The following is a 13,417-nucleotide window of genomic DNA, read 5'->3' as shown; positions in this document are numbered from 1 at the left end:
TCAGGGGAGGGGTCAGCAGCCGCCCCGGTTGTACACCCGGAACACGTTGCTCCACCTGCCGACGTACCTCGTCTCTCCCGCCGGCACGCAGAAATAGGTGTTTCCGCCCAGCAGGTAGGTCACGAAGATGTTCTCGCCGGCGCCGGTGCAGTTCTTGTACATGGCCGCGTCGCCGTCCCGGTAGAGGCCGCAGCCGGCCGCCAGGTGGGTGCGCTCCTTGACGGTGCCCGTCGCGGTGCCCGTCGCGGCGGCGGTCGCCGGGGCCGCGGCGAGCAGCGTGGCGGCGACGGCCAGGAGGGCGACGGGGGACAGCTTCTTGATCTTGACTGACATGGGTTGGGCTCCTGTTCTGGTTCATCGGCCGCCCCGGACCACTGGGCGGCCGGGGCGTGAGGCTCAGCGAAGCCACCGCGGCCAGGTGTCCAACAGAGGCCCGGACACACCCGTCCAGGCTCGGACAGCACAACCGCGTCGCTGCGGCAGTCTCACCATCACCCGGACCTTGGAGAACAGGAACGAGGCCAATGTCCGACGGCTTCAAGATCCCCGTCGCGGCGGGATCCCGGATTCGGGCGAGCCGATCGGCTACCGGAGTGCGGCGCTGTCATCTTCGGTCCGCATGGCTGGTGATGCAGGCGCTGCGGCAATCCTGACGGCACGTCGCTGGAGCACCAGTGCCCAGATCGTGGACAACAGTGCGAACACGCCGAGGGTGGCGAAACCGACCCCCACACCGGTGTGGTCAGTGACGGTGGCCACGAGCAGCATGACGATGATGGTCGCGGCGAGCCCGCCGCCGTTTGCGAGACCAAAGACCCGTCCGATGTCCGCACGACCGGCCCGGGCCATCAGCAGATTTCGCGAGGAGATCCTGGCCTGGCCGAAGACGAACGCACCGATGGGGACCAGCACGGCCAGTCCGGTGACGCCCAGTTGTCCCTGAACGACGATGAGCAGGCTGCATGCGAAAAAGCCCATTATGGCGATGTGCAGATCGGAGTACCGCTGGGCGAACAGCCGGTACCCGGCAGCGGCGGCGAGGAAGCCGAGGCTGCCCAGAGCGTCGATGGCCCCGAAGGTGCCTGCACCGCGATCGAGCTCGACCAAGACATACGTAGGCAGGAGGGCGTTGAAGACAGTTACGACGACACTGCCCTGCGCGTACAGCAGGATCAGGCTCCCCATCGGAAGCGGAAGATGATCCGGACCTGCGATTTCTACCGGCTCGGAGGCGAGACCACCGACAGCCCTGGTACGGCCGATAGCGGTCACGCACAAGGCCGAAACGGCGAAAGTGCCCGCATTGAAGACAAGCAAGGGAACGGCGCCGAAGAACTGGACGGCGAGCCCACCGACAGTGGCGGACAACAGCATCCCGGCCTGGGTGGCCATCTCGTAGCGGCCGTTGAACCGGCGCAGGACAGTACCACCCGGAACCCGCTCCTTGATCAGCGCCGCACTCGCCGGCACAAAGATCGCGCTGACCAGGGCAAGCGCAAAGTTCGCGGCGTAGATGCCCACTTCGGCCGCACCGCCTGCCACCAGCCACAGCGGCAGGCCGAGGGCGACGATCGCGCTCACCGTGTCACAGGCGACCCACAGAACGCGGCGATCCAGGCGGTCCGCGAGTTGTCCCAGATACGGGGACAAGACAGCCTGCGGCAGCGCGACGGCGATGAACAACCAGCCCACGGCCATCATGGTCTGCTGTTCGCGGGCCAGCAGGAGCGCTCCGGTGATGAGCTGAACATTGTTGCCGAGCGCGGTGGTGAAGGCCGCGGCGACGAGCAGCCGCATGGTCGTGCTGTGGTGGATCTGAACGGACATGCGCATAGTCTTCAGGTCTTCACTGACATCAAATGTCAGTGAAGATATGTTTCTCCTCGGAGTGATCGTCCCGAGGGCCCGCCGCCGTCAAAGCGGCGTCATGTGCGGCCTGAGGGACGTGCGGGACTACAAGATCGCCTCCGGTGGCGACCCCTCCCGGCTCGGCGCGGTCAGCCCTTTCAACATAGCGGTCGAGTCGTTTCGCCTGTCCGACTTCACTCCTGAGGACGTCAGGGAGCTGTACGGCCAGCACACCGCGGAGACCGGGCAAGAGTTCACCAAGGAAGCCCTCGCCGCGGCCTTCGAATTCACCCGCGGACAACCCTGGCTGATCAACGCGCTGGCTTATCAGGTCACCCGTAAAATGCGGGTTCCTCCAGAGGAGCCGATCACCGCCGGGCACATCGAGCATGCCAAAGAGCAACTCATTCGCGCCCGCGCCACCCACCTGGATTCTCTCGTCGCCAAGCTGCACGAACCCCGGGTCAAGCGAGTGCTCGAGCCGGCACTCGCAGGCACGCTGGTCCACGTCGACGAAACCTTCGAGGACGACTTCTCCTACGTTCGTGACCTCGGCTTGGTAGCCCAAAGGCCCTCGCTCAACATCGCCAATCCCATCTACCGCGAGGTCATCCTCCGCGTGCTGGGTAGCGGTGTGGAAGCCGTCATCCAGGCCGATTCGCGGTCTTTCGTCCTCCCCGACGGCCGTCTGGATCTGCTCAAGCTGTTGCGCGAGTTCACCGCCTTCTGGAAGCAGCACGGCGAGACGCTGGTCCGTGGCGCCGCCTACCACGAGGCCGCATGCCAGATCATCCTCATGGCCTACCTGCACCGGATCGTCAACGGCGGCGGCTTTCTCGACAGGGAGTACGCGGCGGGCACCGGGCGGCTGGACGTCTACCTGCGCCGGCCGTACGGCGAGCGGCAGGTGCAGCGGGAGGCCATGGAGCTCAAGGTGTGGCGGCCCGGTCAGCGGGATCCGATGGCCGACGGGCTCGCGCAGCTCGACCGCTATCTGGACCGGCTTGATCTCGACACCGGTTATCTGGTGGTCTTCGACCGCCGTCCTGAGGCGTCGCCGATGGAGGAGCGCATCCGGTTCGACCAGGACCGCACCCCGGCGGGGCGGCAGGTCACCGTTCTGCGGGCGTGAAGGTGTCAGTCCTCGGCCAAGGCTGCTTCCACAGGTGGAACGGGCGAGTAACAGGGAGCTGTCAACAACCAGCGACCGTGTCGCTGAGGGCATGGCGATGAGTCGAGGGCCAGGCGGTCAGATCGCCGCGATCAGGGGAGCCTGGGCGCCTTCCGGTCGTGGTGATGCCCGAGAGGGTGTCACGTCACCTCGCCGGACTCGCGCCCATGCTCCGCCGACCACCGTGCCGTCGCGGCGCTCGAGGATGGAGGCGGCCCGGTTGCTTCAGATCCCCCAGGTCGGTTTCCTGTCCACTGGCCTCCGCAGGGCGCCAGTGGCACCCATGACGTCTGGGATCGGCAGAGCGTGCTCGCCTCGTCGGGGTTCGCCGGGCGTCTCACTCGTCGTCCAGCAGGTCGTACAGGTCCAGGCCGCTCTGTTCGGGAAGCAGGGCAGGGGATGGGCACACGAGGGGTTGTTCGGTCCAGATGCACTTGCCGGAGTCGGTGAAGCGGGTGCCCCAGCGATGAGCGATCGCGGAGACCAGCTGGAGCCCGCGGCCGCCCTCGTCGGTGTCGGCGGCGCGGCGGATGCGGGGCGTGGTCAGGCTGCCGTCGGAGACCTCGCAGGTGAGTACGTTGCTGCGGAGCAGGCGCAGGTGGATGGGGCCCTTGGCGTGGCGGACGACGTTGCCGACCAGCTCGCTGGCCAGCAGTTCGGTGGTCATCGACAGGTCGTCCAGGTGCCAGGCGCTGAGCTGGGTGCGGACGTGTTCGCGGGCCTCGCCGGCGGCCTTGGGGTGTTCGGGCAGCGGCCAGGTGGCCATGTCGTCCTTCGGCAGCGCGTGAGTGCGCACGACCAGCAGGGCGGCGTCGTCGGCGGTGCCCTGCCTGACCGGTAGCAACGTGGTGACGAGAGTGTCGCACAGGGATTCGAGGCACTCGGCGCAGTGGAGCCTCGTCGCGTCCGGCGTGGTGGCATGATCCTCGTGCCCGCACAGCGCTCCGGAGACCGTGCTGCTGAGCGTTCTGGCCAGATGGGCCATGCCCTGGTCGATGTCGAGGGTGGCGGATTCGACCAGGCCGTCGGTGTACAGCACCAGCAGGCTGCCTTCGGGCAGCTCCATCCGTACGGTGTCGAAGGGTGGAGTGGCGGCGCCGAGGGGCGAGTTCGGGTCGGCGTCGGGGAAGTGCACGCTGCCGTCGGGGTGGACGACGGCGGGCGGCGGATGGCCGGCGCGGGTGAGCACGCAGGAGCGGGTGGTGGCGTCGTAGACCAGGTACAGGCAGGTGGCGTAGAAGTCGTCGCCGAGGTCGCTGACCACGTCGTTGAGGTGGGTGAGCAGCTCGTCGGGAGGCAGCTCCAGGTCGGCCAGGGTGCGGACCGCCGTGCGCAGGCGGCCCATGGTGGCCGCCTCGGTCACGCCGTGGCCCATGACGTCGCCGATGACGATGGCGACCCGGTCCGCCGACAGCGGGATGACGTCGTACCAGTCGCCGCCGACCTCCATGTCCTTGCCGGCGGGCAGGTAGCGGGCCGCGGCGGTGACCGCGGGCAGGTCGGGCAGCTCGCGCGGGAGCAGCCCGCGCTGCAGTTCCTGGGCGCGCGTGTGCTCCCTGTCGTACAGGCGGGCCCGTTCCATGGCCTGGGCGACCAGCCCGCTGAGCGTGGTGAGCAGGTTGCGCTCCTCGCCGGTGAACTGGCGCGGATCGGTGAAGGAGACGACGCAGCTGCCGACGGGACGACCGGAGGCGATCAGCGGCAGGAAGGCCCACGCTTGCTTGTCTCCCACCACCGGAAGATCGGCTGTCATGGGATAGCTCTCGATGCACTCCTCGAGCGAGCTGATGAAGATCGGGGAGTGCTCCCGCAGGACCCCCGTGATCGGCAGCCCCCAGGAAGCCGGCATCTGGGTCACCTGCTCGATGACCTCCGTCGGATACCCGGTGAACCCGACCGGCCGCAGACGGTCACCCTCCAGGAAGGCGAGTATCAGCCCGGAGGCGCCGAACAGCGGCAGGATGTGATCGGCGGCGGCGTCCACGACGTCTCGAACGGCGACCGCCTCGGCCAGCGCCCTGGTCAACTGCCTGATATGGGAGGCCCGCGCCACGGAAGCGCGCTCGGCGTTACGCGTCTGCGGTTCCATGACCGTCTCCAGGACGTCATGGGTCTTGGTGACGTTCCACAGGGTGCCGACCATGTGTGCCGGTTCGCCGTTCTCGTCGAACTCCGGCCGGCCACGGACCCGCACCCAGCCGGACGTCCCGTCCGGGCGGCACACTCGATACTCGGTGCTGTGCATCCTCCCCGTGCGGATCGCCTCGTCGATGTCGGACAGCACCCACGGCAGATCCTCGGGGTGGATGGTGCCCATCCAGGTCTCGATTCGCCCGTCGAAGGTGCCCGGGCCGAGGCCGAGCAGGGTGAGCATGGCGTCGTTCCAGATGACGTCACCGGTCCAGATGTTCCAGTCCCATGTGCCGACCTCCTGCGGGTCCTGCTGCGGATGCGCGTCTGTGGGCTGTTCCGGCTCCGGAAGGGCCGGACCGGGCGGAGGCGCGGTGGACCTGTTCAGACGCTCGCCGGTCCAGCGGCCCAGCGTGTCGAGGAAGGCCCGTTGCCCGGCCGACGGCTCGTGCGGGGAGATCGTCACGATCGAGAGCGTGCCGATCGGACCGCCGGGGCCGAGCAGGGGGACGGCCGCCATCGCCGTGCCGACCGGCCAGGACCAGGATCCGGCTGCGGCCCTGTCCGGTCGCCGGCTCGCCGTCGCACCGTCTTCGGGCATCTCACCGGTGAGCTTCGCCATGGGCACCCGCACGAACCCACCGTCCCGGAACGCGCGCGCCGGGGCGAGTGGACCGTTCCCGTCGATGCGCTCCCAAACCCGGGTGAAGGCCGGGGGGAGTCCGCTGGTCACCGCCAGGCGCAACCCACCGCCGTAGCCGGGACTGCCAAGATGCACCATGCCACCCAGCCCGGCAAGCTCGGCCACCGCCTGCTGGATCGCGAACCGCAGGACCTCGATCCCCCGCAGATCGTCACCGACCGCCGTCAGGAGCCGTTTCCGCTCCTCGGAGACCAGGTCCGTCCACATGATCTGCGGATCTTGCGTACGCCGTTCGCCCATCCCCATTCCCTGCCCTTCACCACGTCACCAGGGTCTCCATCGGGGTCGATAGCGATCCTGTGGAGCCCGGGCTCTGGGACGCGTCTGCGGCACTGATTCGAGATTGTGCACATATATGGCGATATGTACAGAGTACAACTACGGATGATGCCGCCTGCGGTGCAGGAGTTGTGCATCTCCTCCAGGACCACCTTGCTGGGACGTCCCTTCGGCGGCGTTCCGGGAGCAGGTGATCAAGGGCTGGTCGAGGGTCACCGGTCGTTGGTGGCGAGGCGGTCCAGGGGCGTGGTGGGCAGGGCGATCCAGCCCTCCGTCGCCGCCGCGCCCGCCTGCTCTCCCGTCGGTACGGTGACCAGGCCGAGGGCGGAGGCGCGGGCGGCGAGGGCCGACACGACGGCGTCGGTGGCGTGGTCCGAGGCCCGGCAGAGGGGCTCGTGTTCACCCAGATCGAGCCATGGCGCCGCCTCCTGGAGCCGGTCCACGAGATGGCCCAGCTCGGCGAGGTTGGCAGCACGCTTGTAGCCGCGGTGCGGCAGGCCCCACCGCTTCAGGCAGGCCGCGGGGTAGACCTCCACGACGGCCCCGGCGCCGCGCCGATCGACCGGCCGGCCCCTTCCTGCGAGCTCGGCCAGGAGGGCGGCGCAGCGCATGGTGGCGTGGGCGATGCGGTCGGCCGACACGCTCAGCGGGGTCAGGCCGGTCTGCTGGTGTACGACCTGGTCGGTGACCCGTAGCGCCAGATCGCGGCGCCAGGCCCGGCCCGCCAGGCCCGGCGGCACCTGGACGTGACCGGCGCGGTGGGCGGTGACGAAGTCGACGAACCGGTCGGGCCAGCCGAACGGGCAGTCGATCCCTGCCTTGTCCGCGGCCATGATCGCCTCGACGATCAGGGCGTCGTCCGCCCCGGTCACCACCCCGACGAGCCGCGCGCGCCCGGCCGGCCAGTCGAGCCAGGCCACCGCGGTTCGCACCGCCTCCGCGGCGAGATCGACGCCGACGGTCACCATCCGCGGGCTCAGTCCTCTCTGAGCGTGGGGAGCCCGGCGAGCAGCGCCTTGAGGGCGCGGATCAGGGTGGGGAGGAAGTCGGGGCAGGTCGCGGCGATGTCGGGGTCCTGGGCGTAGAGCTCGGCGAGCATCGGCGAGGGGTTCGCGATGGGGTAGAGGATGCCGGCCAGGGCGGTGGCGGCCGAGACCAGTTCGACCCCTTCGCCGACCGTCAGGCCCGTGAGCCGGGCGACCTGCTCGCCCACGTCGGCGATGACGGCCAGGATGGCGCGCTTGAATGTGCGGGCCGCCTCGATGGAGACGTTGTGTTCCAGGGTGGTCGCGGTCTGGCTGAGGAGGTCACACAGGAGGGGCCGGTCCGCGAGGGTTTCCGCCAGAGCGGCCGCGACCCCGTTTGACGCGCCCCCCTCCGATGCGGCTTCGAGGCGGGTGGTGACGGCCTCAGCCCACTGGCGCCACTCCTCGGCGGCCAGGATGAGGTAGATCTCCTCGCGAGTCCCGAAATATCGCATGATGTTGGATTTCGCCAGCCCGACGGCCTCCGCGACCGCCCCCAGGCTGACGTTGCGCACCCCGGAGGTCAGGGCGAGATCGCGGGCGGCCACGAGGATCTCCTCGCGCCGCTGCTGCTTGTGCTCCGGCCGCCTGGCTCGGACGAATGCCCGCTTCATGTCGCGCTCCAGCATAGGTGACCCAGACTTTAGAGGACGACGTTCTCTTGTTAAGGAAACACCGTTCTGTTAGCGTCGGCATCCTACGGAGGGGAGAAGCGTGTGACCGAGATACGGATGCGGGTGAACGGCGTCGCCCGGACCCTCGACATCGAGCCGTGGGTCAGCCTGCTCGACGCGCTGCGCGACCACCTCGGGCTGACCGGCCCGAAGAAGGGCTGCGACCAGGGCGCGTGCGGCGCCTGCACGGTTCTCGCGGACGGGGTGCGGATCAACGCCTGCCTGGCCCTGGCCGTGCAGTACGCGGACAAGGAGATCACCACGATCGAGGGGATCGCGAAGGGCGAAGAGGGCACGCACCCGATGCAGGAGGCGTTCGTGCGCCATGACGGGTTCCAGTGCGGTTACTGCACCTCGGGCCAGATCTGCTCGGCCGTCGCCATGCTGACCGAATATGCGGCCGGCATGCCCAGTGCCGTCACCCCCGCGGCAGAGCGCACCGAGCTCACCGATGACGAGATCCGGGAGCGCATGAGCGGGAACCTGTGCCGGTGCGGCGCCTACAACGGCATCCTCGACGCCATCAAGGACGTCGCCGCGCAGGAGGCGTCATGAAGCCGTTCGCGTACGTCAAGCCGCTCGACCTCGACGAGGCCCTGGAGGCCGCCGGCCCCGCCGTCAAGTTCCTGGGCGGGGGCACGAACCTGGTCGACCTCATGCGCGAGGGCATCGAACGTCCGGAAAAGCTGGTCGACCTCACCGGCCTGCCGCTCGACGAGGTGGACGAGCTGCCCGGCGGCGGCCTGCGGATCGGCGCGCTGGTACGCAACAGCGCGCTCGCCGCCGACCGTCGCGTCCGCGCCCGCTACCCCGTCCTGTCGCAGGCCGTGCTCGCCGGCGCCTCCCCCCAGCTGCGCAACATGGCCACCGTCGGCGGCAACCTGCTCCAGCGGACCCGCTGCAACTACTTCTACGACCAGGCGCACGCCTGCAACAAGCGCGAGCCGGGCAGCGGCTGCGACGCGCTCGGCGGGTTCACCCGCGGGCACGCGGTCCTGGGCGTGAGCGAGAGCTGCATCGCCACTCATCCGTCCGACATGTGCGTGGCGCTGGCCGCCCTGGACGCCACGGTCGAGGTGCGGAGCGTGCGCGGCACGCGGCGGATCGCCCTGGCCGACTTCCACCTGCTGCCGGGCGACACGCCGCAGGTCGAGACCGCGCTGGCCGACGACGAGCTGATCACGGCGGTCGAGCTGCCGCCCGCGCCGGTCGCGGCCAACTCCCGTTACCGCAAGGTGCGCGACCGGGCGTCGTACGCGTTCGCCCTGGTCTCGGTGGCGGCGGCGCTGGAGGTCCGGGACGGGACCGTGACGGCGGCCCGCCTGGCGCTGGGCGGCGTCGCGACCAAGCCGTGGCGGGCCCGCGAGGCGGAGGGGGTCCTGGTCGGCGGCCCGGCGACCGAGGAGGCGTTCGGCCGGGCGGCCGAAGCCGAGCTGGCGCCCGCGACCGTCCAGCCGGGCAACGCGTTCAAGGTGGCCCTGGCCAGGACCACGATCATGGCGACGCTGAGGGAGCTGGCATGACCATCAAGACGCTGAGGGAGCCGGCGGCATGAGCATCAAGTACGTCGGCCGTCCCGTCGACCGGCTCGACGGCCGGGCCAAGACCACCGGGCAGGCGCGTTTCGCGGCCGAGCACCCGTACCCGGACCTCGCCCACGCCGCGCTCGTGCACTCCACGATCGCCCGGGGCCGCATCACCGCCGTCGACGCGGACGCGGCACGCGCGGCGAAGGGCGTGATCGAGGTTCTCACCCATGAGAACGCCCCCGCCATGAAGCCCGCGCCCTCCCGGAGCCTGCTGAACCTCAGCACGATGGTCATCGGGACGTCGGTCAACTACCTGGCCACGGACGAGGTGCACTGGAACGGCCAGCCCGTGGCGGTCGTGGTGGCCGAGTCGCCCGAGGCCGCGCGGCACGCGGCGGGCCTGGTGCGGATCACGTACGAGGAGCTGCCCGCCGTGGTGGACTTCGCGGCCGAGGAGCCGAACGCCACCCCGCAGAAGGGCAACGCGCTGATGCCGGCGGCGGCGAACAAGGGGGACGCGGAGGCGGCGCTGGCGGCCGCGGCGGTCTCGGTGGACCTGCGCTTCACCACGCCGCCGCACAACCACAACGCGATCGAGCCGCACGCGACGACCGCCGTATGGGACGGCGACCGCCTGACCGTGCACGAGAGCACGCAGAGCATCGCGTGGATGCGCAGCCATCTCGCGCAGCGGTTCGGCGTTCCCGAGCGGAACATCCGCGTGCTGTCCCCTTACGTGGGCGGTGGGTTCGGCGGCAAGGGCTCGGTGTGGGCGGGCACGCTGCTCGCCGTGCTGGCCGCCCGGGCCACCAAGCGCCCGGTACGGCTGGCGCTCACCCGGGCGGGCGTCTACCACACGGTCGGCGGCCGGACCCCGAGCACCCAGCGGGTCGCGCTGGGCGCGGACCCCGGCGGGAGGCTGACCGCGCTGATCCACACGAGCGTCGCCAGGACGGGCCGGGTCGGCGGCGGAGGCGAGCAGATCACCTCGGCCTCCCGGCACCTGTACGACTCCCCGAACATCCGTCTGCGCCAGAGCCTCGTCCAGCTCGACCTGATCTCCAACACGTTCATGCGGGCCCCGGGCGAGTCCATCGGCACCTTCGCCCTGGAGTCGGCCGTGGACGAGCTGGCCTGCGAGCTGGGCATGGATCCGATCGAGCTGCGGATGCTCAACGAGCCGGCGCGCAACCCGATGGACGGCAAACGGTTCGCGCACCGCCTGCTGCGCGAGGCGTACGAGGTGGGGGCCGAGCGGTTCGGGTGGCGCGAGCGCGATCCGCGGCCCGGCTCGATGCGCGACGGGCGGTGGCTGGTCGGCATGGGGGTGGCGTCGGCGTACCACCCGGCGTTCCAGCTCCCGGCGAGCGTCACCGTGCGGCTGGGCGCGGACGGCGGGGTCGTGGTGCGGTGCGGCCTGCACGAGATCGGCGTGGGCGCGGCGACCGTGCAGGCGCAGATCGCCGCGGACGAGCTGGGGGTGCCGCTGGAGTCGGTACGCGTCGAGATCGGCGACTCCGACCTCCCCGAAGGCCCGATGGCGGGCGGCTCCGGGCAGACGGCGAGCGCGGCGGCCAGCGTGCTGGAGGCCTGCCGCAAGCTGCGGCGTTCGGCGCTCGACCTGGCGCGGAAGTCGCCGGACTCCCCGTTGCGCGGCGTGAGCGATCCGCAGGCCCGCGACGGCGGGCTCTACCAGGGGTCCAGGGGCGAGACATATGCGGCGATCCTGACCCGGGCGGGCCGCGACCACCTGGAGGCCGCGGCCGGGGGCGGCATGCTGAGGTTCATGGCGAAGACCCTGCGCGACCGCAGCCGGTGGGTGAAGGCCGCGTCCGGGGCGCACTTCTGCGAGGTGCGGGTGGACCGCGACACGGGCGAGGTACGGGTCTCCCGCTGGACGGGCGTGTTCGACGTCGGCACCGTGATCAACGCGAAGACGGTGGCCAGCCAGCTGCGCGGGGGCATCGTGATGGGCATCGGCCTGGCGCTGTCGGAGGAGACTCTGGTCGATCCGCGCACCGGGCGCATCGTCAACGCGAGCCTGGCCGACTACCACGTGCCCGTGCACGCCGACATCCCGCGCATCGACATCCACTGCCTGGACGAGCCGGACCCGACGATGCCGCTGGGGCTGGTCGGGGTGGGCGAGGTCGGCATCACGGGCGTGGGCGCGGCCGTGGCCAACGCCGTGCGCCACGCCACCGGCAAACGTGTCACGGACCTGCCGATCACGCTCGATAAGCTGCTGCCTCTCTGAAGCCGTGCCGAGGAGGCGACCATGTCACGCCCGCCCGTCCCGCCGTTCACCGAGGAGACCGCGCGCGTCAAGGTGCAGGCCGCCGAGGACGCCTGGAACACCTGCGACCCCGACCGCGTCGCGCTCGCGTACACGGAGGACTCGGTGTGGCGTAACCGCGACGAGTTCCTGACCGGCCGCGACGCGATCAGGGAGTTCCTGGGCCGCAAGTGGGCGCGGGAGCTGGACTACGCCCTTCGCAAGGAGCTGTGGGCCGTGCTGGGCGACCGCATCGCGGTCCGGTTCCAGTACGAGTGCCGCGATGCCTCAGGGCAGTGGTGGCGCAGCTACGGCAACGAGCAGTGGGAGTTCGACGAGTCGGGGCTGATGCGGCGCAGGGAGGCGAGCATCAACGACGTGCGCATCGAGGAGAGCGAGCGGCGCATCTTCGGGCCGCGCGGCGACGACGAGCAGGGCGTGGACGTGCTGCCGCTCAGATGAGGTAACGCAGCCACAGGTAGGGCACCGACAGCGTGACGGTCACCAGCGTGACGACCAACCCGTACTTGGTGAACTGCCAGAAGCTGATCGGGGTGCCGTTGCGGGCGGCGATGCCGATGACGACGACGTTGGCCGCCGCCCCCACGGCCGTGGCGTTACCGCCCAGGTCGGCCCCGATGGCCAGCGCCCACCACAGCACCTGGGCGGGGCCGTTGCCGCCGTTGGCCTGGACGAGGTCGGCCACGATGGGGCTCATGGTGGCGACGTACGGGATGTTGTCCACGACGGCGGACAGCCCGGCCGAGACCCACAGCAGCAGCATCGTGGTCAGGCCGAGCCGGCCGCCGGTGGCCTCGGCGGCGGCCTTCGAGATCTGGCCGATCACCCCGGTCTCCACCAGCGCCCCCACCATGACGAACAGCCCCGCGAAGAACACCAGCGTCGGCCACTCGACCTCACGGATGGCCTCCTCGGTCGTCACCCTGGTGGCCGCCACCAGCACCCCCGCGCCCAGCAGCGCCACGACCGAGGGCTCGTAGTGCAGCACGGGATGCAGTACGAACGCGGCCATCACCAGGGCCAGCACGGCGAGCGACTGCCACAGGAGCTTGCGGTCGGCGATGGCCTCCCGCTCGTTCAACGACATGATCTCCGCGACCCGCTCGGGGTCGTAGCTGAACGACGCCCTGAACAACCACCGGCACAGCCCGACGAACACCACCACCAGCACGACGATCAGCGGTGCCATGTGCGCGAGGAAGTCGTTGAAGGTCAGGCCGCCGCGGCTGGCGATGATGATGTTCGGCGGGTCGCCGACCAGCGTGGAGGCGCCGCCGATGTTGGACGCCATGGCCTCGGCGATCAGGTACGGCGCCACTGGCAGCGCCAGCCGCTCGCACACCAGGAACGTCACGGGGGCGATCAGCAGCACGGTGGTGACGTTGTCCAGCAGCGCGGAGGCGACGGCGGTGATCACGATCAGCAGCGCCATGAGCCGGAACGGCTGCCCGCGAGCCCGCTTGGCCGACCAGATCGCCAAATATTCGAATATCCCGGTCTGTTTCAGGACACCAACGATGATCATCATGCCGAGCAGCAGAAAGATGACGTTCCAGTCGATCCCGGTGTGCTCGTCGAAGAACGCCGCGCTCCCGTCGGTGGCGTGGATCAGCAGCATGACCCCCGCCCCGCCGAGCGCCGCCGCGACCCGGTGCACCTTCTCGGTGGCGATCAGCGTGTAGGCGAAGAGGAAGGCGGCCACCGCCATCCAGGCGGTGGCGGTCATGGCGACTCGATGAGCATGAGGGACAGACTCCGGGAA

At 70.1% G+C, this 13,417-nt stretch carries 11 protein-coding genes; 5 read left to right on the top strand and 6 right to left on the bottom strand.

Features of this window, described 5'->3' with window-relative positions:
- Window positions 1-12 precede the first annotated feature (12 nt).
- Window positions 13-333, bottom strand: coding sequence for a hypothetical protein (locus tag ACFKCF_RS40230; RefSeq protein WP_394500574.1), 321 nt, complete (start codon window positions 331-333; stop codon window positions 13-15).
- A 252-nt stretch (window positions 334-585) separates the two neighbouring features.
- A complete protein-coding gene (locus ACFKCF_RS40225) occupies window positions 586-1,827 on the bottom strand; it encodes an MFS transporter (protein ID WP_394500573.1) in 1,242 nt (413 codons plus the stop codon).
- Window positions 1,828-1,927: 100 nt separating this feature from the next.
- On the opposite strand from ACFKCF_RS40225, the gene ACFKCF_RS40220 reads away from it, so the two are divergent.
- Window positions 1,928-2,980, top strand: a complete 1,053-nt coding sequence (locus ACFKCF_RS40220) for a hypothetical protein (RefSeq protein ID WP_394500572.1) — start codon at window positions 1,928-1,930, stop codon at window positions 2,978-2,980.
- Between the two features lie 376 nt (window positions 2,981-3,356).
- On the opposite strand, the gene ACFKCF_RS40215 is transcribed toward ACFKCF_RS40220, so the two are convergent.
- From ACFKCF_RS40215 to ACFKCF_RS40205, 3 genes are all read right to left on the bottom strand, one after another.
- Window positions 3,357-6,092, bottom strand: coding sequence for a SpoIIE family protein phosphatase (locus ACFKCF_RS40215; protein ID WP_394500571.1), 2,736 nt, complete (start codon window positions 6,090-6,092; stop codon window positions 3,357-3,359).
- Between the two features lie 251 nt (window positions 6,093-6,343).
- Window positions 6,344-7,099: a DUF429 domain-containing protein gene (locus ACFKCF_RS40210; protein ID WP_394500570.1), complete on the bottom strand. Its 756-nt coding sequence runs from the start codon at window positions 7,097-7,099 to the stop codon at window positions 6,344-6,346.
- 8 nt (window positions 7,100-7,107) lie between these two features.
- Window positions 7,108-7,770 (bottom strand): TetR/AcrR family transcriptional regulator, encoded by a 663-nt coding sequence (locus ACFKCF_RS40205; RefSeq protein ID WP_394500568.1) that lies wholly within the window; start codon window positions 7,768-7,770, stop codon window positions 7,108-7,110.
- A gap of 117 nt (window positions 7,771-7,887) precedes the next feature.
- On the opposite strand from ACFKCF_RS40205, the gene ACFKCF_RS40200 reads away from it, so the two are divergent.
- Genes ACFKCF_RS40200 through ACFKCF_RS40185 form a run of 4 tightly spaced genes read left to right on the top strand, consistent with a single transcriptional unit; the run spans window position 7,888 to window position 12,096 of the window.
- On the top strand, window positions 7,888-8,385 hold the full coding sequence (locus ACFKCF_RS40200) for a (2Fe-2S)-binding protein (RefSeq protein ID WP_394500612.1): 498 nt from the start codon (window positions 7,888-7,890) through the stop codon (window positions 8,383-8,385).
- Window positions 8,382-9,353 (top strand): FAD binding domain-containing protein, encoded by a 972-nt coding sequence (locus tag ACFKCF_RS40195; protein WP_394500567.1) that lies wholly within the window; start codon window positions 8,382-8,384, stop codon window positions 9,351-9,353. The genes ACFKCF_RS40200 and ACFKCF_RS40195 overlap by 4 nt, the downstream gene beginning before the upstream one ends.
- A gap of 28 nt (window positions 9,354-9,381) precedes the next feature.
- Window positions 9,382-11,616 (top strand): xanthine dehydrogenase family protein molybdopterin-binding subunit, encoded by a 2,235-nt coding sequence (locus ACFKCF_RS40190; RefSeq protein WP_394500566.1) that lies wholly within the window; start codon window positions 9,382-9,384, stop codon window positions 11,614-11,616.
- A gap of 21 nt (window positions 11,617-11,637) precedes the next feature.
- Complete coding sequence (locus tag ACFKCF_RS40185) at window positions 11,638-12,096, top strand: DUF1348 family protein (protein ID WP_394500565.1); 459 nt, start codon at window positions 11,638-11,640, stop codon at window positions 12,094-12,096.
- Here the strand turns inward: ACFKCF_RS40185 and ACFKCF_RS40180 are convergent.
- The gene (locus ACFKCF_RS40180) at window positions 12,089-13,381 is read right to left on the bottom strand and encodes an ArsB/NhaD family transporter (RefSeq protein WP_394500564.1); all 1,293 of its coding nucleotides are present in this window, start codon (window positions 13,379-13,381) and stop codon (window positions 12,089-12,091) included. The two genes, ACFKCF_RS40185 and ACFKCF_RS40180, sit on opposite strands and share 8 nt — an antisense overlap.
- Window positions 13,382-13,417 lie beyond the last annotated feature (36 nt).

The sequence above is a fragment of the Nonomuraea sp. JJY05 genome (genome assembly GCF_043496855.1).
GTDB lineage: Bacteria > Actinomycetota > Actinomycetes > Streptosporangiales > Streptosporangiaceae > Nonomuraea.
This window is presented reverse-complemented; position numbering and strand designations above follow the sequence as displayed.

Bases quoted from the DNA above. Each gene is read 5' to 3' on its own strand.
- ACFKCF_RS40230 (WP_394500574.1), bottom strand. From the start codon at position 333: ATGTCAGTCAAGATCAAGAAGCTGTCCCCCGTCGCCCTCCTGGCCGTC.
- ACFKCF_RS40225 (WP_394500573.1), bottom strand. From the start codon at position 1,827: ATGTCCGTTCAGATCCACCACAGCACGACCATGCGGCTGCTCGTCGCC.
- ACFKCF_RS40220 (WP_394500572.1), top strand. From the start codon at position 1,928: ATGTGCGGCCTGAGGGACGTGCGGGACTACAAGATCGCCTCCGGTGGC.
- ACFKCF_RS40215 (WP_394500571.1), bottom strand. From the start codon at position 6,092: ATGGGCGAACGGCGTACGCAAGATCCGCAGATCATGTGGACGGACCTG.
- ACFKCF_RS40210 (WP_394500570.1), bottom strand. From the start codon at position 7,099: ATGGTGACCGTCGGCGTCGATCTCGCCGCGGAGGCGGTGCGAACCGCG.
- ACFKCF_RS40205 (WP_394500568.1), bottom strand. From the start codon at position 7,770: ATGAAGCGGGCATTCGTCCGAGCCAGGCGGCCGGAGCACAAGCAGCAG.
- ACFKCF_RS40200 (WP_394500612.1), top strand. From the start codon at position 7,888: ATGCGGGTGAACGGCGTCGCCCGGACCCTCGACATCGAGCCGTGGGTC.
- ACFKCF_RS40195 (WP_394500567.1), top strand. From the start codon at position 8,382: ATGAAGCCGTTCGCGTACGTCAAGCCGCTCGACCTCGACGAGGCCCTG.
- ACFKCF_RS40190 (WP_394500566.1), top strand. From the start codon at position 9,382: ATGAGCATCAAGTACGTCGGCCGTCCCGTCGACCGGCTCGACGGCCGG.
- ACFKCF_RS40185 (WP_394500565.1), top strand. From the start codon at position 11,638: ATGTCACGCCCGCCCGTCCCGCCGTTCACCGAGGAGACCGCGCGCGTC.
- ACFKCF_RS40180 (WP_394500564.1), bottom strand. From the start codon at position 13,381: ATGACCGCCACCGCCTGGATGGCGGTGGCCGCCTTCCTCTTCGCCTAC.